This window comes from Bacillus sp. MHSD_36, assembly GCF_030757775.1.
Classification (GTDB): Bacteria; Bacillota; Bacilli; order Bacillales; family Bacillaceae_G; genus Bacillus_A.
On sequence record NZ_JAVBIS010000002.1, the window covers coordinates 847,048 to 868,104 of the forward strand.

Genomic DNA, 21,057 nt, shown 5'->3' on the forward strand with positions numbered 1-21,057 from the left:
GAAAGGAATCCTCCTCTCCTCTTTTTATATTTACTTACTATCCACTATCTTTTAATTATTTCCTGCTTTTTTTCTAAAGAATACAAATGCCGCTGCTAGCATTAATACAAGACCAATTACAGTAAAGATCATTGTTCCGATGCCACCCGTTGCAGGTAAAATCCATCCACTCTTATTATTTTCTACAGTAAGTGCAATTGCTTTATGATTCGCATCAATTGTTATATGAATCGGCTCTCTTAATAGTTGATATGATCCTGTTGTCCCATCTTCTTTTTCATAAGTTGGAGCTTTTGTCTCCACAATTTGATACTCACCATACGGTATTTTATTCCATGTAATTACACCATTTTTATCAGATGTGCCTACTACTTTCTTACCATCAATTTCGACTGCATTTCCTTTTTTATCTCGCAGTTCGAATTCCGCACCTTCTAATTTCTTTCCGTCTTTCCCATCGACTTTCGTTAATGTAATGCCACCCGTTGTCGGCGTAACGATAACAGGTTTCGTTTCTTTTTCTTTTGTTACATCATCTTTATTTTTAAACTCAATTTTTGCTGTATTTGGAATTTCTGTTCCTGTTTCTACTCCATCTCTAATCTGTGCTTTAATTTGCAAGTGAAATTCTTTTTTACCATTTAATTTTGAGAAATCTTTTACAGTAGCCGTTACTTTTTGCCCATCTACAACTACTTCTACAACACTTGTATCTACAACTTCACCATCAATTTTCACAACTGGTTTCCCTTGAATTTCTAATCGATTATCTAATACATCCGTTACCACATAAGATTTATAATCCTTAATATCTTCCGGAATTAATGTCTTAATATCATAGTTATAATCTGTTTTCGTATTAATTGGTAAACTCTCTAAATCTCCATTAATCTTCTTATCAATTGTTGGTTCTTCATAGTTCCTCACTTCAACTTTAACAATTTCACCAGAAGTAATTGTGCCATCTTCACTAAGAACACCAGATTCTTTAATGAAGAATTCATACTTTTTTGGATCTAATACATATCCATCTGGCGCTTTCGTTTCTTTAAAGTAATAATGCCCGTATGGTAAATTACCGATACGAATTTTACCATGTGCATCTGTTACAAGTCCTTTTTCTAATTCTGCACCATCTTCTTTAAATAAAGAGAATTCTGCTCCTTTAAGTACCTTGTCTTTCACACCTAATTTTGTTAACTCTACTGCCCCACGCTTCGTTTCATTCTTTGGATAAATATGAACATTATATGTTAATACTTTCCCATCTTCACTCGTCATTGGAATATCAACTGTGTATGTTTTGGGATTGATATTTACATGTGGTGGTCCAGAAATTTCTTTCACTTCATAACGACCTATTGGTAAATTATCAAAAAATGCAATCCCTTCTTCTGTCGTTGTAACTTGAATTGGTTTCGCATCTTTTACTGGCTTTACATCTTCCTTTGCAATTTTTCCGTCATTTGATATTTTTTCAAATGATGCAATTTGTTTAATCTCAAAAGTAACTCCCGCTAAAGGTTTCGCATTTTTAGGAATTTGTACATTAGTAGTACCACTTCCTTGTACAAGTGGGCCATTAAAAGGATCTTGCTCAAACTTATGAATTGTTAATGTACCTTTACTTTTCGATTCTGCTTTTGTTAATATGCTCGGCAATGAAGAAAACATAAGTATAACGATTAAAAACATACTTAAAAACTTTTTCATTTTTCAATTCTCCTCTTTCGATTCTATTTTTTTACTATTCTAGTTATTGCTATTTTGTCTACGAAAAAATACAAGTAGTATTAAAAGCATTAAAAATGCACCAATTAAATAAAATACATTTGTTCCTACTCCGCCCGTATTCGGAATTTCCCACTCACTTTTTCGATTTTCGACTTTTATTTTTTGCGTTGGTGTGGATGCCGTTACCTCTACCTCAATTGGATCACGTAACAACATATAACCATCTGGCGCTTTTACTTCTTTAATCGTATATTTACCAAATGGTAATCCCCCTAAACTCGCCTTACCACTTTCATCTGTCGTTAGCTTACCGATCTCTTTTCCTTCTTGATTGAAAACGAGAAACTCAGCATGTTGTAGTTTTACATTTTCATCTTCCGCATCCACTTTTTCAATTTCAATTTTCCCGATTGATGGTGGAATAATAACTACTTCATTTGAACTTATTGGCTTATTATCAAAAACAAGCTCTGCTATATTTGGTATACCGCCTTTTGCAATATACTTAGCTAGCACTTCTGCCGATGTACCTTCTACTATTTTGCTCTTAATATGCATCGTGTACTTTAACCCGGCTAAATATGAATATGAACCATCTTTCTTTTCTAAATCAATCGTTACTTTTTTTGTTTGTTCATCAATTTTAGGTGTTATTTTAACTTCCTCACCTTTTTCATTCATAAGTTTCACATCTAAAACTTCTAAAATATCCTCTAAATCATCTTGAAGAGTAACTTTCTCCAGTTTTGTTGTATCATTACCAAATTGGTACTCCACATTCCACGTAAACTCTTCACTTTGCGCTTGCAATACAGCTTTTTCCACTTCTTTCTCATTTTGAGTAGAAACGCTTTTTATTACTTTCGGTTTTTCCTTCGGAGGAATAACATACACTTCATTAGATTTTACTGACTTATTATTTATAACCAATTCTGCCTTATTTGGAATTCCGCCGTTTACTATATATCGTGCCAATTCCGATTGATTTACACCATCAGCAATTTTAGATGTAATATGCATCGTATATACTTCATCTGTTAAATATGCATAACTTCCTTCTTTTTTCGGTATTTCAATTACCACTTGTTTCTTAGTAGCATCAATTTTAGGTTTTACGTTGACCGCTTCACCTTTTTTATTTACAACTTTTACATCTACAATTGCTAAAATATCTTCTAAATCATCTTGTAACACGATAGAGTCGTATCCACTTGGTGCACTTCCAAATTCATATTGCACATTCCAAATAAATTTCTCTTTTACATTAGATAAAGTAGCCTTTTCTACGTTCTTTTCATCCTCATCCGATACAGTTTTGTGTAATTTTGGCTCTTCAATCGGTGGTTTCACAACAACCTTATTCGATATTACTGGGTTATTATCTAAAATAAGCTTTGCGCTATTTGGAACTCCACCTTTGTCTAAGTAACCTTTAATCACGTCAATATTCGTACCAGTCTTTATCTTCGCTTTAATCTTCAAATGATATTGTCCACCAGCTAAATATGCGTACGAATCATTTTGTTTCGGTAACTTATACGTTACAATTGCTCTCTCTTTGTCTATAACCGGCGTTACGTTGACCGCTTCACCTTTTTCATTCAATAAATTCGCATCTAAGATTTCTAAAATATCTTCTAAGTCATCTTGTATAACAATTTCTTGTTTCGATTCTGCATCAAATCCAAAATTGTAACTCACATCGTATACAAATTCTTCATGTAATGAATTTAATAATGCCTCATCTACCATTTTTTGATCTGAATCCGAAACTTTTTTCGTTACAGCAGTAATACACTTTTCCGCATTTTCATTTGGAGAAGCCTTCACTACTGGAATATCAATTTTTTGATCTGATGAAATAAAATAACCACCTGCCACATTAAACTCTTTTGATTGAGGTTTCTTTTCTTTCACCTTATAAATGATTTTATACGCCCCTTCTGGCTGACTCTCTAAGTCTAAAATCACTTGATTCTCTTGTAGAATAGCTTTTGCATTCGATCCTTTCGGTCCGAATACTTTTACATCTTCCACTTGTAAATCATTATTAAAATCTAAAATCATTTTGTCTTTTTCTTTTTTTGTAACCTTTGTAACTGTTTCAATTAAGTTTTTCGTAAATGTTTCAATATTATTTGCTAGCACAAACCATTCCGGGTCCGTCGCCATTTTCTTTAATTCCTGTCTCGCATATGGTCCTACTTCTCTTTCATATTTATCATAATATTGAGTAGGTGCTGCAAGTGAGTCTTTATCTTCCCAAAAAGCCGTAACTAGTTTATAGCCTGCATTTTTCACTTTTTGCGCTTCACCAGTTACCTCTTTTAAAGCACCTATATAATCCTGACCATATTCACTTGATGTATAATATCGATCAACTCTATCCGTGATTTGATTCGTTAACTTGTAAATGTATCCATCTTTCCTAACGTTAGCAACACCATCTGTAATAAGTAAAAAAATCACTTCTCTATTTGAGTCTGGTTGCCCCTTTGCTTTTTCATATTCATTTAAAGCAAACTGAAGGCCACTTGCAGTGGGTGTACCACTATTCGGTTCAATTCTATTAACGCCATTTTTCGCAGAAGAAAAACTGTTGCTTAATTGCGCTTGTAAAACCGTTTTAATTCCCGGTCCATTCGCTCCCCAAAGTGGATTCCCGTTACTATCTTTAAATCCTCGATAGTCTTGATAGCTCGTGACCATTACTCGATCATTTTGAGGATCTAATTGATCAATAATTTTATTTAATGCACTTTTAACACTTCCGATTGTATCTTTAAAACTACCACTTGCATCTTGCACAATAACAAGGTCCACTTTCTTTTTATTACGTGGCCATTGAAATGTTAACTCCCCCTCATGCTCCCTTAAACACATATTCCCTGTCGACTTAGTAGTCACCTTATGCTCTATTGCTTCTACTATATTATTAGCAAACGCAACCATCCCTGGGCTTACGATTTGAAATAGTAGTAAAAGTATTAGCAAAGGTATTACATTCTTCTTCATTCTTCCATCCTTTCATATAACATAAATTTATATCGCCCCATTTCCTCCTTTTTCGCTAAATTTAATTCCTTGACGCCCACAGTATAAACCTCCACTCTGAACAAAAACTGAACAAAAAAATGAAACCCACATATATTTCAACAAATCCCTATATATTACAAATCATTAAAAGTCACTTATACTAGAATTAATCCATAGTTACGTTAAACATTTTCGCTTCAAAATTGCTTAACAAAAAAATAGGCGATTTGATTTAAAAATTTATTCATAACATGGTCTGACTTAACATATGAGAGTTACATGTAAGAAGGAGGTAATGAATGATGAGAGCAATTATTATTGATGATGAACCATTGATACTCCAAAGACTCGAAAAGATGTTACAAGAACTTCAAATTTTTCATGATATTGTTTGCTTTAATGAATATGAATCTCTTAATCTTTATAGCGAAAGTCATACAATTGACGTTGCTTTTCTTGACATTGAAATGCCTGAAAAAAATGGTGTTATGTTAGCAAGAGAACTTCAATTAAAGCATAAGAATATTAAAATAGTTTTCATTACTGGATACGAAGGTTATGCGGTTGAGGCATTTGAAATTTATGCATTAGATTACATCATGAAGCCAATTACGAGGGAAAGATTACATAACACAATTGAGCGACTTATGCAAAATACTATGAACACAAAGTCAGCTCTTCCTAAAATACAAACTTCAATACTCAATTGCCTTGGTGAATTACATTATGTAAATTACAAAACAAATAAAAAAGTTCCTGTAGAAAAATGGCGTACAAAAAAAGCAAAAGAATTATTTCTATATTTAGTTCATAATCGAAATAAAACTATTAATAGAGATACTTTAATTGAATTACTATGGCCTAGTATCGATTTAGAGCAAGCGAGAGTAAACTTGCATTCAGCTATATATCAAATTCGCCGAACCATCCATTCTTATGAAATGGACATGAATATTACCCGAGTAAATGATGGATATAAACTTGAATTACAAAACATTCTTATTGATGTCGATATATTTGATCAAGCAGCTACAGCCCTGCCAAAAGAAATATACAACGATACAATAGGGGAATACATTACATTTCTCGCTTTATATCATGGGGATTATTTTAGTGGTACAGACTATTGGTGGAGCGAAGGAGAAAGGACAAGATTACAAAATTTATATTTTCAACATGCCTTGTCTCTGTTTCATTTTTATATAAGAAACGAAAGTTATAATGAAGCAATTGATATTTGTATACATTTGCAATCTATTAATCCTTTCGAAGAAAGTACATATGAATATTTAATTACCTTATATGAAAAAACAGGGAATAAAGTAGCAAAAAGGAATCAAGAAAAAGTACTACATAAATTATTAAGTGATAGCGAAATGACTACTATTTAATTTTTGCCTTCCTCCCCCACCCTATGCTACATTTAACCCGTTACATTACTATTAATAGGGTGGGAATACATATGAATAAACCTAAAATTGGGATGATTGGACTTGGAAGTATCGCACAAAAAGCCTACCTTCCAACACTTACAAAAGAAACAGATTGGAATTTTGTAGGGGCGTTTACACCTAACGCTGAGAAAAGAAAACAAGTTTGCCAGCAATACCGCATACAAGACTTCCATTCTATTGAAACGTTAGCTTCAGAATGTAATGCAATCTTCGTTCATAGTTCAACTGCATCGCATTATGAAATTGTTTCTGAACTTCTGAAAAAAGGAATCGATGTTTATGTTGATAAGCCGCTAGCTGCTACAGTGGAACAAGCTGAGAAACTAGTTGAGTTGAGCGAAAAGTATAACCGAAAGTTAATGGTTGGATTTAATCGCCGCTTCGTTCCTATGTATGTTGCGGCAAAAGAGCAAGCTCATAATATTTCATGGATTCGAATTGAAAAGCATCGTACAAATAAAGTCGGACCCTATACGTACGACTTTACGATGTTAGATGATTACTTACATATTGTAGATACTGCTCGCTGGTTAGCTAACGACGAGCTTAACGTCGTTCATAATATGATGCAAATCAATGAAAAGAATGAACTTCTTTACGGACATCATACATATACAACTGCAAATGGAATGTTACTTTCTACCGCAATGCATCGCCATGCCGGTACAAATTTAGAACAAGTTGAACTTGTCACAACAGGAAAAATCATTCGCGTAAAAAATATGAACACATTTGAAGTTGAACAGGAAAATTCAGTTTCTCAAATTGGTTCGCCATCATGGGATACGACGTTAAAACAACGTGGTTTTGAAGATGCTGTTCATCATTTTATTCAATGTGTACACGGGGATACAAAGCCTGTTGTAGATGGATTAGAAGGATTAAAAACGCAGCAACTGCTGCAATCTCTACTGAACGATGTAAACAAAAATTAAAACGGATACATTTTTCAGAATTTACTTTCATTCCCATATCCTCTTTATTTCTCTCGTAAATTTCTATAGAATATGTTGATAGGAATTATAAATTTCATAATGAATCGTGGAAAGGGTGGGATTAACACATGTGGAACGAGTTTAAAAAATTCGCATTCAAAGGGAATGTAATCGATTTAGCTGTCGGGGTTGTAATCGGTGCTGCATTCGGTAAAATCGTTAGTTCTTTAGTAAAAGATATCATCACACCATTACTTGGTATGGTATTAGGTGGCGTTGACTTTACAGATTTAAAAATTACATTCGGTAAATCATCTATTATGTATGGTAACTTCATCCAAACTATTTTTGATTTCTTAATTATTGCAGCGGCTATCTTTATGTTCGTTAAAGTATTCAACAAACTAACATCTAAGAGAGAAGAAGAAAAAGAAGAAGAACTTCCAGAACCAACAAAAGAAGAAGAACTTCTTGGCGAAATTCGCGACTTATTAAAGCAACAAAATTCTTCTAAAGATAGAGCATAATTGAACGGATAAAAAGGCATGTCCCAAGGGGACATGCCTTTTCTATATGCTATAACGTTTCCGAATTCATATGAATAAATAAAATAATACCAGCAACCATAAGTACCATTACACTACCTGCAAATAGTGTAATACCGATAAACATTAAACTTGTGCTCATGTCCACTGATACACTTTCAATAAAAATAGAAATTACATACGTGATAAGGGCAATTCCTGCAAGAATACTTCCTGGAACAAATCGCTTTAAACCATTTTGTTTTAACGTCATATATGCAAAAATAGCAGTCATACAAAGCGTAATTATCCAAAGAACGATCATCTCTTCTCCCCCCTCACAAGCCTTTTCTTTCTATTATACATGACATTGCCCTATAATAGGTAAATTTCCACTTATGTGACATATAACAAGGAACAACGGCATTTTGGAAAGGAAATTGACCACTAGAAATAAATGGATATTTTTCATATAAATCGATATAATTATTATATATAAATATCCTTTATAAGGGAGTGTTCATAATGATTTGGATTTCACTAATCGTATTAGCTTATTTCATCATTCTCGTCCCAATACAGTATAACTATATTAAGATGCTCAAAGAAAAGCAGAAAAAAATGAATGTGTCACAAAACGAACTATATGACAACATGTCTTATGAAGAATCCCAAATACATTATCACTATCAAAGTAACATATTCACAATACCTGCTTCGCTTGTCGCAAGTATTATTTATAGAGTGAAACATGCAGCATAATATGTACGCTGTAAAATTATTGTTTGAATCTGTTCATTCTGGTAAACCTGATCCTACGAAAATTGATGAGCATTATGAAGAAAATCACGATACACTTTTTGAAGAAAGTATTATCCTTGTTAAAGCAAATGACCTAGAGGAAGCTCATGAATTAGGTAAAAAGATAGCTATACACTCTGAAGAATCATATGATAATGTGTATGGTGAACAAGTCACATGGAAGTTTCGGAAAGTGATACATGTATTTGAATTAAATGATACTTCATTTGAAACAGGAACAGAGTTATACGCAAGATTTGTACACGTTAAGAAAAATGAAACGGTGGATTCCGTATTAAAAGCATACTATCCTGAATACAAATAAAAGCTCACAGCAAATGCTGTGAGCCTTTTTATACTTACTTCGTTGAATTTCTAAATTGGATACGGTGAGGTAAGATAACAGTGTGATCTTCCACTTTTTCTTTGTTCATATACTTTGTTAATAGACGCATTGCTACTGCACCGATATCATACATCGGTTGTACAACTGTTGAAAGTTGCGGACGAACCATTAATGCAAGGCGTGTATTATCGAATCCAAGTACTTCTACATCAGTTGGTACGTTTAATCCAGCGTCTTGTGCTGCGTGGATTACACCTAGTGCCATTTCGTCAGAAGATACGAAGATTGCTGACGGCTTCTCATCAAGGCCCCAAAGCTTTTCGAATGCTTCGATACCTGAATCATATGTGTAATCTCCATCTATTACAAGATTTTCATCATATGAAATACCTGCTTCTTCTAGAGCTTTTTTATAACCTTGTAATTTCTTCGCGCTTCCCGCTTTATCAATGAAAGGACCAGAGACGAAACCGATACGCTTATGTCCTTGTTCAATAAAGTGCTTCATTGCATCGTAAGCTGCTTGTGTATAATCGATATTTACTGATGGCGTTTCATTTTGCTCATCAAATGACGCTGCTAATACGATTGGTACTGGAGACTTTTTAAATTCTTCAATGTGAATATCTGTAATATCTTCACCCATGAAAACAATTCCGTCCACTTGTTTTCCAAGCATCGTATTTAATAAATGGAACTCTTTCTCTTTGTTTTGGTCAGAGTTACTTAAAATGATGTTATATTTGTACATTGTTGCGATATCTTCAATTCCACGAGCAAGTTCTGCATAAAACGTATTTGAGATATCAGGAATAATAACACCTACCGTAGTTGTCTTCTTACTTGCTAATCCACGTGCTACCGCATTTGGGCGGTATCCTAAACGATCAATTGCTTCTAATACTTTCTTTCTTGTTGTAGGCTTTACATTTGGGTTACCGTTCACAACGCGTGATACGGTAGCCATTGAAACGTTCGCTTCGCGCGCTACATCATATATTGTTACGTTCATCTCATCGCACACTCCTTCTATTTTTGTTATCTATTTTTATGTATCGGTTACTTGAATGAAAAAAAGACATCAACTCTATTTGCAGATGCCACCAATCGTCCCGAGTTCTTCCTTTTACTAATGATACGATAAAAACGCAGGGTCATACAATATTTTCCCGCAAAAGTTTCGAAAAAATTCGCTTCTTTTCTCGTATTTTCGTATTTTTCATGAAAAAAAGGGTATTTTTTGTAAAAATATAGATGTTTCATAAGTAGAAACCTTATTTTAAGCAGTACGATAGTGAATGAAATTTATATCGGCGATTTTTCGAATATACCGACTTACTGACAGTAAACGACAATGATAATCATTTGATGTGCTGGATCTGAAGGTACGTGGCGCCCTGTAGAATACGTTACATCGAGAACAAGAGGGGTAAATATATTTCTTCCTTTAAAATCGGCACAGCATAAATATGACGCGCTCTTTCCCATCGTACATTTGCACTTGCAATAAAAAAAGACAGTTTAAACACTGTCTTTTTTTATAAGAAGGAAACGAACGGTTTATCGCTGTTTTTCTCTTTTATGATAATTGCCTCGATTTTACTTTCAGACTTTATCTGCAATTGTACTTTTGCATCTTTAGGTAACTTTTCTAACATACTTTGAGCAGCCAGTTGAGTAAGAGCCATTAATTCTGTTTTACCGTTATATTTAATAACAATATTCATATTTAATGTATCCATTTGATTTTTCTTATAAGAAACTTTAGCATTTACTGGGATGAAATCTCCAGTAGAAAAACCTTTCATTTCCTTGGAAAATTTATCTATTTTCTCACTATCTTCTCCATGTTCTTGTTTAAATTCATCAGAAGGATATGAATATGCTTTTTCTTCAATCGTGTTCCATTGTCCAAGATTCGTATCATTCTTTTGAACGGTAGCGCTAGCAATATATGTACCATTTTTCAAAGAACTTGTACTTTCTTGCTTAAAGATAGCAAACGTAATTGGAGATTTGTTATACTTGTCATTTTTATTAATAGCTTCAATAAGTTGCTTGGCAACTTCAGTACCCTTAGACATTGCTTCTTCATTTGATACACTTGACGACATTGCTAACCCGATCATAACACCAGATAAACTTAGTTCGTTTGAATTCTGCTTCCCGAAATAGTCTTGTTCTATAATATTTGTCAAAACGGGTGCTTCTACTTTTGCGACTAATTCATCAACTAGCTTCTCCGGAATATACTGATTTAATTGTAGTACGTGATTTTCTGTATCAAATTGCTCTTTTGCAATATTCATTAAACCATTTTCATACTCTGCTAAATCTAATTTAGAATTTGTTTTTAGATTAGCTGTATTTATAACCTTTTGTTCTTTTAAAGGAATTACAGTTCTATAATAATCTTTAGAAACAGCAGTTCTCGGGATCATGCTTTTTTCTTTCGTATCCTTCTGTATAACTTCATCCTTCTTACTAATCGTATCATTACTACAAGCTCCTAGTAATAAACTTACGACCGCGAAAGATAATGCCATTTTCTTCATTACTTAAAACCTACTTTCAACAATCTAGTTATTTAATTTGAACTAATAACAGTGTACCATTAAATATATTTCAACAAAAACAAAAAAAAGAAGCAAGCACCTTTTGCTTGCTTCTTTTTACTTAATATTCTCTTCTAAAGCGTCTTTTTTAATGTTCCAATGAGACGTATTCCATACTACCATCCCATCTTTTATGTATAACACTTGCGGAGATTCATGTTTAATGCTGTACTGTTCTGCAACACGATTCGAAACATCTCTCGCATCTTGCACGTATAAGTAATACGCTGGTACCGCTCTTTCTTCACTGCAATACGCTTGAAATTCTGTATAGGCACCATGACTAATCGGGCATGTCGTACTATGTTTAAAAAGAACATACGGCTCGTTTTTTTCTACTAATACTTCAAGCTCTTCAATTGTTTCAAGTTTTGTCATATTCATTACGATTCACCTCTCATACGAAGTCTAGAGCGCTTCTCTTTCTTTTCAGCTTTTTTCTCAAGTCTTTCTAATTTACGCTCTTCTTTTTCAATCTTTTTCTCTTGTCTTGACGCACGATAATGATTGTATACTTCAATTGCTGCGCTACTCCACTGTACAACTTGCGCTACTTTATCCGCATTATTTTCAATTTCATCCGTAACAGACTCTGATACATTACGAAGTTTCGTATTTAAAGAGTGGATTGTCGTTCCAATTCCATCTACACCCGATACTACTTTATTTAACGATTGTGACTTCTGTTGAATATCATCAGCTAACGCATTTGTTTTATGTAATAATTGCTCCGTCTCTACGCTAATCCCTTGCATTTGCTTTTCTAAACCTTCTAACGTGCTTGCAACGTTTTCTAACGTCTTCTGAACCGATAACAACGTTCTACATACATATACTACTAATACAGCGAAAGCAACCGCTATAATAGTCGCACTTACATATAAAAGAACTTGCATTTCATCACTTCCTTTATCTTTTTCATACTTTCCCCTATTATACAATCATTTTCCGTTTCGTTCTAATCCCTATCTTCTCATTAGAATTTTCATACTTATTCGTTAACTTTAACATAAATGATTCAACAAATTCCACTAAGTAGGTTACAATAGGAGAGGATACATAATTAGTAGGGGGGCTTTACATATGAAAGATCCACGCATTGAAAAGTTAGCATACAATTTAATTAACTACTCTATCCGCTTACAAAAAGGCGAAAAAGTATTAATTGAAAACTTTGGCTTACAAAAAGAACTTGTAACTGCACTTGTAAAAGAAGCATATGCAGCTGGTGGTTTCCCATTCGTTTCTTTAAAAGATCATCAAGTAGATCGCTCTTTATTAATGGGTGCTACTGAAGAACATTTTGAACAAATCGCTGCATATGAAGCGAGCGTAATGAAAGATATGGACGCTTATATCGGTCTTCGCTCTGGCGATAACATTAACGAACAAGCTGACGTACCAAGTGAAAGAATGCAAATTCATGGTCAAACAGTTGGTAAGAAAGTTCATAGAGACATTCGCGTTCCGAAAACACGCTGGGTTGTTCTTCGCTACCCAAATGCTTCTATGGCGCAGCTTGCTAAAATGAGCACAGAAGCTTTCGAAGACTTCTACTTCGAAGTTTGTAACTTAGACTACGGTAAAATGGATAAGGCGATGGATAGCCTTGTTACATTAATGAATAAAACAGATAAAGTTCGTTTAACTGGTCCTGGAACTGACTTAACATTCTCTATTAAAGACATTCCAGCTATTAAATGCTCAGGTCATTTAAATATTCCAGACGGTGAAGTATATTCTGCACCAGTTCGCGATTCTGTTAACGGTACAGTTTCTTACAACACACCATCTCCTTACAACGGCTATACATTTGAAAATGTACAACTTAAGTTTGAGAACGGTCAAATCGTTGAAGCAACTGCAAACGATACAGAACGCATTAACAAAATCTTCGATACAGACGAAGGCGCACGCTATGTTGGTGAGTTTGCAATCGGCGTAAATCCATACATCTTACATCCAATGGGAGACATCCTATTCGATGAAAAAATCGATGGCAGCTTCCACTTCACTCCTGGACAGGCTTACGACGATGCATGGAACGGCAACAACTCGAACATTCACTGGGATTTAGTATGCATCCAACGCCCTGAATACGGAGGCGGCGAAATTTACTTCGACGACGTACTAATCCGTAAAGACGGACGCTTCGTTGTACCTGAATTAGAAGCTCTAAATCCAGAGAACTTAAAATAATAATAAAAACGCTCGGAATGTTCTCCGAGCGTTTTTTAATACTTTAATAAGTCTTTCACCACATCTTCTGGCACTTTAAAACTCATCTTCTTATTTTTCATTTCAACTTCAACATACGGAACATCTTTATATACTGTCATCGTACCTATTTCATGTAATTCCTTTTTATCTTTACTCGACTCTGATAATTTTGTTGTATCCTCTTGATACATTTTAAATGTTTTCCCTTGCTGAGTATCTAAAGGAGCCGATTGCATTTCCCACTTATCCATTTTCATGACTTCAAACAGCTTTTCAATTTCTTTCTTATCGGTCATTACTTTTTTATCACTTGAATCTGTAAGTGATTCAATCTCAACCTTTTGTGCCTTTTCTAAGTTCATATTAGCCTTTTCCTTCTTCGCACTACATCCTATTAAAAGAACGGATGCGGTTAGCAGAAGCAAAAACAACATACGGACTTTTTTCATCTCTACCCCTCCTACACTATATAGAGCTACTTTCCTTGCTTTTTGTTTGCTGAAAATGAAAATAATATAAAAGTGCTACTGCGATAGTACATATTAAGATTGGCACATATAAGGGCAGATCCCATTTCATATATACTCTAGTGCAAATAGCAAGCACCAGCAATATTTCTAGACAAAACAAAGGTTTTACATATTTCATTTTTTACCTACCATTTCTATTTTCACATGTGAATTCTCTTTCTCAATAAGCGCCAAAAATTCATTCATATCCTGCGGCATCGCAACCATATGTACTTTATACGCATTCGTTGTAATTTCAAGATTTTTCCCAACTTGACGAATGATTCGTATCTCTTTCAATACGATATCGTCATTTAAAATGCCGTACTTTAATACACCATTTTCTACTCTATGCTTTTTAATAAATACTTCCCAAACGAGTGGTACATTTACAAGGAAGCATAAACCCATTCCAATTAACGCTGACATCCACTGCTCTTTATTTGTGACAATCATGACAAGTGGATATACGAACATAAAAACTAACGTGAGACAAACGAAAATGACTACCGATTTACTTCTTTGAATCGGAATGTTCATACATGCACCCCTAACCTAAATTATACCACTTTTTCCATTTTAGTTCATAAAAAAAGGCCATTTCGGAATGACCTTTTACACGATGTACCTATAAAATTTCTTATCTACCTGTAACACTGGAAAGTTTTTCGGCAACTCGTCTATACTCACACTTTGAAAACCATTCTTTTCATAAAAGCGATGCGCCGCTAAAAATTTCACTGTCGTTCCTAAGTAAATATCTTTCAGCTTTTTATTCTCAACCCACGAAATTGCTGTTTGGAGCAACTTATGTGATGCGCCCCACTCTTTTCCGCGAAATTCTTTTTTTACGAACATTTTTCTTAGCGCTACTTGATCGTTCCCAATATCTAATAAAGCTACTGTTCCAACTACTTTATCATCATAAGTGGCTACCCAAAAGTTGCCATGATTCCTTTGATAAAATGTTCCTATTTCAAGCAGGTCTGGCTGCTCTTCTTTCGTAATGGAGACATTGTACTCTTTTTGCTGAATATGAACGATAAGATCTACTACTTCATCTTGAAACGTACTTTCATACGGAATAATGCGTATCTTCTCGTTCATCGAATCTCCTTCCACTCTGAAGCTAGCAAACTATATACAGCGATATCTTGAAAATGATCGTATAGCCATTCATCATCTCTTAAAATACCATCTAACTTAAAACCTAAACGCTCTGGAATAGCCCGGCTTTTCACATTTTCAACACCGCATCTAATTTCCATTTTATTTAATTTCAAATTCTCAAATGCATAGTGAAGTACAGCCTTCACACTACGCGTCATAATACCTTTCCCGCCAGCATCTTCTGCAAGATAATATCCGAGACTTGCTGCTTTCTTCCCCCAGCTTACTGGATGAATGCCTACCATCCCAACGAGCTTTCCTTTGTAACGTATACCACTTTCAAAACCGTCTCCCTCTGCAAACTTCTTTAACCACATCGGGCAAATTTCATCATACGCATCAGCAGATTTCGTCCCATCTACCCAAGGAAGCCATCTTCGTAAATGATTACGATTTTGGTCTATTAATTGATATAGTTCCTCCTTATGATGCTTCTCTAATAACTGTAATTCGATTTCATCGTCTACTCGAAGTGTGAACATGTTTTTTAGCTCCCTTTTAGTTTTCTTATTATTCTAACACTTCTAGATGTAAATTGTTAAATATTCACACTTTTTTCCGGTTTTATTTGCATAAAATTAGAAGAATACAATACACCCGTAACAACTAATATCATTCCTACAGACTGTGCAGGTGTTATATTTACTCCTTCAATAAAAGAAATAATCATTGTAACAACAGGCACTAAATTAAAAAATAAAGATGTCCTTGCTGCTCCAATTTGAGCAATTCCATTATTCCACCATAAATAACCAAGCACGCTCATTCCAATTGCCATAAAAAGAATCGCTCCCCAAGCTAACAAAGGAATTTCCGAAACTGGTACTATATTTTTTTGAGTGAAAGATATGATCATAAAGGCGATAGCACCAATAGTCATTGTGTATGTCGTCGTTTGTATTGGGCTATTAATTTTAATAAACTTTCTGCCTAGTACACCGTATAAAGCCCAACAAATATTCCCTAATAAAATATAAAAATCTCCTTTTGAAAATGATAAGTTTTGTATTATCGTAAACGAACCTTTTGTCAGTACAAAAACAACACCAAGTAATGCAAGTAACATCCCAATACCTTGGCGTTTTATAATTTTTTCTCGTAAAATAAAACTTGCTAATAGCGTCGTAACGAGCGGGTTCGTCGCCATAATCAGTGCACCATTCATAGCTTCTGTATGTTTCATACCTAAAAAGAAAAAGAAGTTAAAACCGAATACACCAACAATACCTAGTAAAAAGTAATAAACCTTATTCTCCCTCCATACCTCTACCTCAAAATCTTTTCGTATTTTTAACAAACATAACATTACAAATGCAGCAACTCCAAAGCGCCATGCTGCTATATGAATTGCTTCGAAATACTGCACAGCATATTTCGAAGCATTAAATGTCCCACCAGTGAAAATCGCAAATCCAAGTAGCTGAGCGTATACTTTATTTTTCATTGTCACCCTCCGAATTTTCCCCTTCTAGAAAACCGTAATAAATTTCTAGCTTCTCCTCCGTTAGCTGAACAACTTTTTGCAATTGTTCCTGCTGTTCTTTTAATCGCTTCAAGTGGGTTGTTAAAAGTGAAATTCTCTTTTTTACTTTCGCTGGCACTTCCTCTTTTCTCTGCCTAATTTCCTCTATAATACATCCATCACTTGCAAACTGAGCCATCTCTTCTAATGACATTCCAGTTTGTTTTAACGAATATAAAAATTTTAAAAGGCGTACATCACCTTCTGTATATTGGCGGATCCCGCTATTTCGCGTTGGTGGTGGTAATAATCCTAATTTCTCATAGTAACGCAAAGTATGAATACCCATCCCAGTTAACTCTGCTACTTCACCGATTTTATACATGTTCTCTCCCCCTTGTTTTTACATTTTCATCTTACAACCTAGAGTTAACTCTAGGTCAATACATAAATAAAAAAACAACTATATACGATTGATATCTAGATATGAATCATATATAGTTAAAGTATGGAAAAAAATGATAATTTTATAATTCAATTACGTAAAGGTGTTTTTGATCTTGCTATTTTGTCTTTAATAAGTAAACAACCTATGTACGGATACGAAATTACAAGTTCATTACAAGGTATCCCTGTGTTTCATATTCCAAACGGCTCAATTTATCCTATATTAAATCGAATCACGAAAAACAATTGGGCTGTTTCCTATTGGGAAGAGTCCGGCGATGGTCCAAAAAGAAAATACTATCGTATTACAGACGAAGGGAGAGAAATTTTACATAGTCGCTTACATGATTATGATGCAGTGTATCATGCTCTAATGTTACTAGCTAAAGGAGAGGATAAAAAATGAACAAGGAACAATTCTTTTCAAATGAACTCATTACTTCATTTTTACAGGATTTCGACAAAGGCTTAATGAACTTACCTATCTCAGCAAGAGAACAACATGTGCTAGAGATTAAATCCGATTTATATGAAAATGCATTATGTAAAGAAAGTGAAGGGATACCATTAGAAATCATCCCTTCACAAGTAATTGAAGAATTCCTTCCTCCAAAAGAATTAGCAAAGGAAATTGCAGGAGAATATACAGATGTTATTCAGGCTGCACAGCAATCTACAAATACATTTATTAAATATTATTCCGGCCTATCTATTGGTCCACTCGGCGCTTTATCCGTGCCTATTGTACTCGGTTTTATAAATTTTTCTGCTAATTTACCATTTTTACTAGCCTTTATCGCAAGCAACATTTGGTTCATCTGTAGAGAAAACCATTGGAATACAGATTTATTAAAATACTTTAAAACAATTATTTTCATCAGTTCAAGACTGTTAATTGCTCTCCCATTCACCTTTTTCGCGATTCGAATTATAATCACAAAACAATTCGATATGTTTTCATTCTATTATTTAATTGGATATGTACTTTTTAGTTCACTATATATCTTTTTATTAAAACAACTATACAAAAAGAATAAACAATATCAACATATTAACGCTTTTTAAAATATATCGAACACAATAAAAAAGACGCACAGCCACAGCTATGCGTCTTTTCTCTTACTTCTCTGCAACTTGAACTTCTTTTACGTAAGCTGCTTCGAATTTTTGGATGTCTCCTGCGCCCATGAAGATTAGAACGCCGTTTTTATGTTTCTTTAATACATCCGTTGTTGTATCTGTAATTAGTTCTGCACCGTCAATACGTTTTTGCAGATCTTCGATTGTTAATTCACCTTTGTTTTCGCGTGCCGATCCAAAAATATCACATAAGTATACTTGGTCAGCTTTGCTTAAGCTTTCAGCAAACTCATCTAAGAACTTTTCTGTACGTGAGAATGTATGTGGCTGGAATACAGCGACAATTTCACGCTCTGGATGTTTTTGACGAGCTGCTTCAAGCGTTGCATTAATTTCTGTCGGATGGTGTGCGTAGTCATCGATAATCACTTGCTCTCCCATCGGCTTTTCATTAAAGCGACGTTTTACGCCTTCAAAAGTTGTTAGCTGATGCTTAACTGCTTCTACCTCAACGTTTTCATAATGGCAAAGTGCGATTACTGCTAATGCATTTAATACGCTGTGGTTGCCGTATCCTGTAATTTTGAACGTGTCATAGTACGTATTACGAACGAATACATCGAAAATAGTACCATCTGTTCTCTTTTGAATGTTACGTGCTTGGAAATCATTATCTTCTCCAAATCCATAGAAAATAACAGGTACTTTCGCTTGAATTTTTTGAAGTTCTTCATCATCTCCACATGCAATAATGCCTTTTTTCACTCGCAATGCCATCTCTTGGAATGCACTGAATACATCATTGATATCTGTGAAATAATCTGGATGATCAAAATCAATGTTTGTCATAATCGCATAGTCTGGATTGTAAGACAAGAAATGACGACGATACTCACAAGCTTCAAATACAAAATACTTACTATTTTCTACCCCATGCCCTGTTCCATCTCCAATAAGGTAAGATGTAGGGTGTGCACCTTGCATTACATAGGCTAACAAACCAGTTGTTGATGTTTTTCCATGCGCACCAGTTACAGCAACACTTGTGTATTGGTTCATAAGGTCACCTAAGAAGTGATGGTAACGATGTACTGGGATGTTTAATTCTTTTGCTGCTTCAATTTCTTCATGCGTATCAGGAAATGCATTTCCTGCAATAATCACTTGTCCTTCTTTTACATTATTTTTATCAAAAGGAAGGATCGAGATATTGCGCTTTTCCAACGCTGTTTGTGTAAAGAAACGTTTTTCATAATCAGACCCTTGAACAGTATGCTTCATGTCATGAAGAATTTGCGCTAATGAACTCATTCCTGTTCCTTTAATTCCTACAAAATGGTAAACTGTCATCTTAAAGAACCTCCAACATTTCGAACTAATACAACGGCCTATCTATAAGACAGTATATGAATCTTTTCTTATTTTGGTAATCATCATACATTTTTGATGTAGTGAAGTTATTCTTCCCTTCACTTATCAGGATAAACTCGTACGTACTGCTTTTTTATGTCCATAACAAATCCATTATAGCAAAAAAGAAGCCGCTATACTATGATAACAGAAAAACTGATAGGGTCAATCACCTATCAGTTTTTCTCTCTTTTACATATCTTCTCTTTTTTCTAATTGAACACGCTCTAAACGTGGGTTTGGACGATATTTACGACCAGCTTTCGCTTCTGGTTTTCCATTTAATTCTACGTTATCACCAGTAAAGCCAATATTCATTTTTAATAAGCTACTTCCTACTCCATATATATCAACAGGTACGTTTTGAGCTTCAAATTCACGAATACGCTTCTCATCAAATCCACCAGTTACAACGATATCTACATGCTGGAATCCTTCTTCATCAAGTGCTTTACGAAGTGCGAATACAAGCGATGGGTTTACACCACGTGGGTCGAATGTTCCAAGTACTTCTGGGTGACGAATGAAGTATTGATCAATCATCGTGCGCGACGTATCTACACGTACACCTTTTAATGTTGATCCAAATTCACGTGCTACGCGAAGTGCATCTGTAATGACATCATTATTGTAATCAATTAATACAACTAATTCATCTTCTGGGAATTTCTTATGATATGCTTTTGCCGCTTCCACAACATCACCATTAAACATTTGAATTAATGCGTGAGGCATTGTCCCCATACCACTTTTGCCCCACCATTCATTCATTGCATGCGTCGCTTGTGCGCTCATACCGCCGATGTATGCTGCATAACCGTCACCAGCTTGTTGTGTATAATGATCGTCACGGTCTCCCATGAAAATAACTGGTTTTTCTTTATCTACGCTACGCGCAGCTTGGACAACGTTATAAACGTTTGTCGCAACTGATGTACGACGAGCTAAAATTCCATCAATGACACCTTCTAAAAATCCGAAATTTTCATAAGGACCATGAATTGTTAACACTGTTTCAAATGGACTAATTTTATCGCCATCTTTTAAAGAGTTAATTTCAAGTTCCTCAGGATTTTTAGCGAATGTTTGTAGCAATGCAATCACTTCATCTGTTCCGCAAAGAACTGCATTTTCCTTTTGGAAAAATTGCATCGTTACAACACTTTTCGGGCGAAATTCTTCAATGATTTCTCTAGTCTTTAAAAAGTAAACGGCAGAGAACCAACCTTCTCCAACGCGTTCGTCAAATTTAAATGTTCTATTTGTTAGTCTATTTATTTCACCTTTTAATTTTAATTCAATTTCTTTCATGTC

General features: G+C 34.6%; 24 protein-coding genes. 8 read left to right on the forward strand and 16 right to left on the reverse strand.

All coding sequences use genetic code 11. From position 1 onward, the window contains the following. Positions 1-51: 51 nt before the first annotated feature. Together Q9B79_RS12520 and Q9B79_RS12525 are read right to left on the reverse strand one after the other, a co-directional pair. A complete protein-coding gene (locus tag Q9B79_RS12520; RefSeq protein WP_306184611.1) occupies positions 52-1,713 on the reverse strand; it encodes a SpaH/EbpB family LPXTG-anchored major pilin in 1,662 nt (553 codons plus the stop codon). A gap of 39 nt (positions 1,714-1,752) precedes the next feature. Next, a complete protein-coding gene (locus tag Q9B79_RS12525; RefSeq protein WP_306184613.1) occupies positions 1,753-4,749 on the reverse strand; it encodes an isopeptide-forming domain-containing fimbrial protein in 2,997 nt (998 codons plus the stop codon). Between the two features lie 323 nt (positions 4,750-5,072). Here Q9B79_RS12525 and Q9B79_RS12530 point away from each other — a divergent pair, with 323 nt between their 5' ends. The 3 genes from Q9B79_RS12530 to mscL all read left to right on the forward strand — a co-directional run bounded on the left by Q9B79_RS12530 (position 5,073) and on the right by mscL (position 7,686). Continuing rightward, positions 5,073-6,161: a response regulator gene (locus Q9B79_RS12530; RefSeq protein WP_306184615.1), complete on the forward strand. Its 1,089-nt coding sequence runs from the start codon at positions 5,073-5,075 to the stop codon at positions 6,159-6,161. A 71-nt stretch (positions 6,162-6,232) separates the two neighbouring features. Further along, complete coding sequence (locus Q9B79_RS12535; RefSeq protein WP_306184617.1) at positions 6,233-7,159, forward strand: Gfo/Idh/MocA family protein; 927 nt, start codon at positions 6,233-6,235, stop codon at positions 7,157-7,159. A 128-nt stretch (positions 7,160-7,287) separates the two neighbouring features. Beyond that, the gene (mscL, locus tag Q9B79_RS12540; protein WP_000267003.1) at positions 7,288-7,686 is read left to right on the forward strand and encodes a large-conductance mechanosensitive channel protein MscL; all 399 of its coding nucleotides are present in this window, start codon (positions 7,288-7,290) and stop codon (positions 7,684-7,686) included. A 49-nt stretch (positions 7,687-7,735) separates the two neighbouring features. Here mscL and Q9B79_RS12545 read toward each other — a convergent pair whose 3' ends face one another. Continuing rightward, complete coding sequence (locus tag Q9B79_RS12545; protein ID WP_306184620.1) at positions 7,736-8,008, reverse strand: DUF3917 domain-containing protein; 273 nt, start codon at positions 8,006-8,008, stop codon at positions 7,736-7,738. Between the two features lie 200 nt (positions 8,009-8,208). On the opposite strand from Q9B79_RS12545, the gene Q9B79_RS12550 reads away from it, so the two are divergent. Both Q9B79_RS12550 and Q9B79_RS12555 read left to right on the forward strand, forming a co-directional pair. After that, positions 8,209-8,445: a DUF3949 domain-containing protein gene (locus Q9B79_RS12550; protein WP_306184622.1), complete on the forward strand. Its 237-nt coding sequence runs from the start codon at positions 8,209-8,211 to the stop codon at positions 8,443-8,445. Position 8,446: 1 nt separating this feature from the next. Then, entirely contained in the window at positions 8,447-8,809 is a 363-nt protein-coding gene (locus Q9B79_RS12555) for a DUF4288 domain-containing protein (protein WP_306184819.1), read from the forward strand. Between the two features lie 34 nt (positions 8,810-8,843). On the opposite strand, the gene ccpA is transcribed toward Q9B79_RS12555, so the two are convergent. From ccpA to Q9B79_RS12575, 4 genes are all read right to left on the reverse strand, one after another. Further along, a complete protein-coding gene (gene ccpA, locus Q9B79_RS12560) occupies positions 8,844-9,842 on the reverse strand; it encodes a catabolite control protein A (protein WP_306184624.1) in 999 nt (332 codons plus the stop codon). A 526-nt stretch (positions 9,843-10,368) separates the two neighbouring features. After that, complete coding sequence (locus Q9B79_RS12565) at positions 10,369-11,385, reverse strand: CamS family sex pheromone protein (protein WP_306184626.1); 1,017 nt, start codon at positions 11,383-11,385, stop codon at positions 10,369-10,371. A gap of 117 nt (positions 11,386-11,502) precedes the next feature. Further along, on the reverse strand, positions 11,503-11,829 hold the full coding sequence (ytxJ, locus tag Q9B79_RS12570) for a bacillithiol system redox-active protein YtxJ (RefSeq protein ID WP_001057466.1): 327 nt from the start codon (positions 11,827-11,829) through the stop codon (positions 11,503-11,505). Continuing rightward, positions 11,829-12,341: a DUF948 domain-containing protein gene (locus Q9B79_RS12575; protein ID WP_306184628.1), complete on the reverse strand. Its 513-nt coding sequence runs from the start codon at positions 12,339-12,341 to the stop codon at positions 11,829-11,831. Before Q9B79_RS12575 ends, ytxJ begins: the two co-directional genes overlap by 1 nt. 187 nt (positions 12,342-12,528) lie before the next feature. On the opposite strand from Q9B79_RS12575, the gene Q9B79_RS12580 reads away from it, so the two are divergent. Then, complete coding sequence (locus Q9B79_RS12580) at positions 12,529-13,644, forward strand: aminopeptidase (RefSeq protein WP_000654739.1); 1,116 nt, start codon at positions 12,529-12,531, stop codon at positions 13,642-13,644. Positions 13,645-13,679: 35 nt separating this feature from the next. Here the strand turns inward: Q9B79_RS12580 and Q9B79_RS12585 are convergent, their stop codons facing one another. The 7 genes from Q9B79_RS12585 to Q9B79_RS12615 all read right to left on the reverse strand — a co-directional run bounded on the left by Q9B79_RS12585 (position 13,680) and on the right by Q9B79_RS12615 (position 17,191). Continuing rightward, positions 13,680-14,114: a hypothetical protein gene (locus Q9B79_RS12585; protein ID WP_306184630.1), complete on the reverse strand. Its 435-nt coding sequence runs from the start codon at positions 14,112-14,114 to the stop codon at positions 13,680-13,682. 16 nt (positions 14,115-14,130) lie between these two features. Then, a complete protein-coding gene (locus tag Q9B79_RS12590; RefSeq protein ID WP_306184632.1) occupies positions 14,131-14,313 on the reverse strand; it encodes a hypothetical protein in 183 nt (60 codons plus the stop codon). Then, positions 14,310-14,714 carry a PH domain-containing protein gene (locus Q9B79_RS12595; RefSeq protein ID WP_306184634.1) on the reverse strand — a complete coding sequence of 135 codons (405 nt, stop codon included), beginning with the start codon at positions 14,712-14,714 and terminating at the stop codon, positions 14,310-14,312. Before Q9B79_RS12595 ends, Q9B79_RS12590 begins: the two co-directional genes overlap by 4 nt. A gap of 75 nt (positions 14,715-14,789) precedes the next feature. Beyond that, positions 14,790-15,281, reverse strand: coding sequence for a GNAT family N-acetyltransferase (locus tag Q9B79_RS12600; protein ID WP_242269440.1), 492 nt, complete (start codon positions 15,279-15,281; stop codon positions 14,790-14,792). After that, entirely contained in the window at positions 15,278-15,826 is a 549-nt protein-coding gene (locus Q9B79_RS12605; RefSeq protein ID WP_306184637.1) for a GNAT family N-acetyltransferase, read from the reverse strand. The genes Q9B79_RS12600 and Q9B79_RS12605 overlap by 4 nt, the downstream gene beginning before the upstream one ends. A gap of 56 nt (positions 15,827-15,882) precedes the next feature. Further along, entirely contained in the window at positions 15,883-16,788 is a 906-nt protein-coding gene (locus Q9B79_RS12610) for a DMT family transporter (RefSeq protein ID WP_306184638.1), read from the reverse strand. Beyond that, positions 16,778-17,191, reverse strand: a complete 414-nt coding sequence (locus Q9B79_RS12615; protein WP_306184639.1) for a MerR family transcriptional regulator — start codon at positions 17,189-17,191, stop codon at positions 16,778-16,780. Before Q9B79_RS12615 ends, Q9B79_RS12610 begins: the two co-directional genes overlap by 11 nt. A 123-nt stretch (positions 17,192-17,314) precedes the next feature. Between Q9B79_RS12615 and Q9B79_RS12620 the strand changes: the two genes are divergently transcribed. After that, on the forward strand, positions 17,315-17,659 hold the full coding sequence (locus Q9B79_RS12620) for a PadR family transcriptional regulator (protein ID WP_306184641.1): 345 nt from the start codon (positions 17,315-17,317) through the stop codon (positions 17,657-17,659). Then, the gene (locus tag Q9B79_RS12625; RefSeq protein ID WP_306184643.1) at positions 17,656-18,318 is read left to right on the forward strand and encodes a hypothetical protein; all 663 of its coding nucleotides are present in this window, start codon (positions 17,656-17,658) and stop codon (positions 18,316-18,318) included. Before Q9B79_RS12620 ends, Q9B79_RS12625 begins: the two co-directional genes overlap by 4 nt. A gap of 54 nt (positions 18,319-18,372) precedes the next feature. Here the strand turns inward: Q9B79_RS12625 and murC are convergent, their stop codons facing one another. Both murC and Q9B79_RS12635 read right to left on the reverse strand, forming a co-directional pair. After that, positions 18,373-19,683, reverse strand: coding sequence for a UDP-N-acetylmuramate--L-alanine ligase (murC, locus tag Q9B79_RS12630; RefSeq protein WP_306184645.1), 1,311 nt, complete (start codon positions 19,681-19,683; stop codon positions 18,373-18,375). A 252-nt stretch (positions 19,684-19,935) separates the two neighbouring features. Next, complete coding sequence (locus Q9B79_RS12635; protein ID WP_071726009.1) at positions 19,936-21,054, reverse strand: nicotinate phosphoribosyltransferase; 1,119 nt, start codon at positions 21,052-21,054, stop codon at positions 19,936-19,938. Positions 21,055-21,057 lie beyond the last annotated feature (3 nt).

Coding starts and splice junctions, on each gene's coding strand:
- Q9B79_RS12635 (WP_071726009.1), bottom strand. CDS start 21,054: ATGAAAGAAATTGAATTAAAATTAAAAGGTGAAATAAATAGACTAACA.
- ccpA (WP_306184624.1), bottom strand. CDS start 9,842: ATGAACGTAACAATATATGATGTAGCGCGCGAAGCGAACGTTTCAATG.
- Q9B79_RS12525 (WP_306184613.1), bottom strand. CDS start 4,749: ATGAAGAAGAATGTAATACCTTTGCTAATACTTTTACTACTATTTCAA.
- Q9B79_RS12530 (WP_306184615.1), top strand. CDS start 5,073: ATGAGAGCAATTATTATTGATGATGAACCATTGATACTCCAAAGACTC.
- Q9B79_RS12595 (WP_306184634.1), bottom strand. CDS start 14,714: ATGAACATTCCGATTCAAAGAAGTAAATCGGTAGTCATTTTCGTTTGT.
- Q9B79_RS12580 (WP_000654739.1), top strand. CDS start 12,529: ATGAAAGATCCACGCATTGAAAAGTTAGCATACAATTTAATTAACTAC.
- Q9B79_RS12520 (WP_306184611.1), bottom strand. CDS start 1,713: ATGAAAAAGTTTTTAAGTATGTTTTTAATCGTTATACTTATGTTTTCT.
- ytxJ (WP_001057466.1), bottom strand. CDS start 11,829: ATGAATATGACAAAACTTGAAACAATTGAAGAGCTTGAAGTATTAGTA.
- Q9B79_RS12610 (WP_306184638.1), bottom strand. CDS start 16,788: ATGAAAAATAAAGTATACGCTCAGCTACTTGGATTTGCGATTTTCACT.
- Q9B79_RS12600 (WP_242269440.1), bottom strand. CDS start 15,281: ATGAACGAGAAGATACGCATTATTCCGTATGAAAGTACGTTTCAAGAT.
- mscL (WP_000267003.1), top strand. CDS start 7,288: ATGTGGAACGAGTTTAAAAAATTCGCATTCAAAGGGAATGTAATCGAT.
- Q9B79_RS12565 (WP_306184626.1), bottom strand. CDS start 11,385: ATGAAGAAAATGGCATTATCTTTCGCGGTCGTAAGTTTATTACTAGGA.
- Q9B79_RS12605 (WP_306184637.1), bottom strand. CDS start 15,826: ATGTTCACACTTCGAGTAGACGATGAAATCGAATTACAGTTATTAGAG.
- Q9B79_RS12620 (WP_306184641.1), top strand. CDS start 17,315: ATGGAAAAAAATGATAATTTTATAATTCAATTACGTAAAGGTGTTTTT.
- Q9B79_RS12535 (WP_306184617.1), top strand. CDS start 6,233: ATGAATAAACCTAAAATTGGGATGATTGGACTTGGAAGTATCGCACAA.
- Q9B79_RS12545 (WP_306184620.1), bottom strand. CDS start 8,008: ATGATCGTTCTTTGGATAATTACGCTTTGTATGACTGCTATTTTTGCA.
- murC (WP_306184645.1), bottom strand. CDS start 19,683: ATGACAGTTTACCATTTTGTAGGAATTAAAGGAACAGGAATGAGTTCA.
- Q9B79_RS12590 (WP_306184632.1), bottom strand. CDS start 14,313: ATGAAATATGTAAAACCTTTGTTTTGTCTAGAAATATTGCTGGTGCTT.
- Q9B79_RS12550 (WP_306184622.1), top strand. CDS start 8,209: ATGATTTGGATTTCACTAATCGTATTAGCTTATTTCATCATTCTCGTC.
- Q9B79_RS12615 (WP_306184639.1), bottom strand. CDS start 17,191: ATGTATAAAATCGGTGAAGTAGCAGAGTTAACTGGGATGGGTATTCAT.
- Q9B79_RS12555 (WP_306184819.1), top strand. CDS start 8,447: ATGTACGCTGTAAAATTATTGTTTGAATCTGTTCATTCTGGTAAACCT.
- Q9B79_RS12585 (WP_306184630.1), bottom strand. CDS start 14,114: ATGAAAAAAGTCCGTATGTTGTTTTTGCTTCTGCTAACCGCATCCGTT.
- Q9B79_RS12625 (WP_306184643.1), top strand. CDS start 17,656: ATGAACAAGGAACAATTCTTTTCAAATGAACTCATTACTTCATTTTTA.
- Q9B79_RS12575 (WP_306184628.1), bottom strand. CDS start 12,341: ATGCAAGTTCTTTTATATGTAAGTGCGACTATTATAGCGGTTGCTTTC.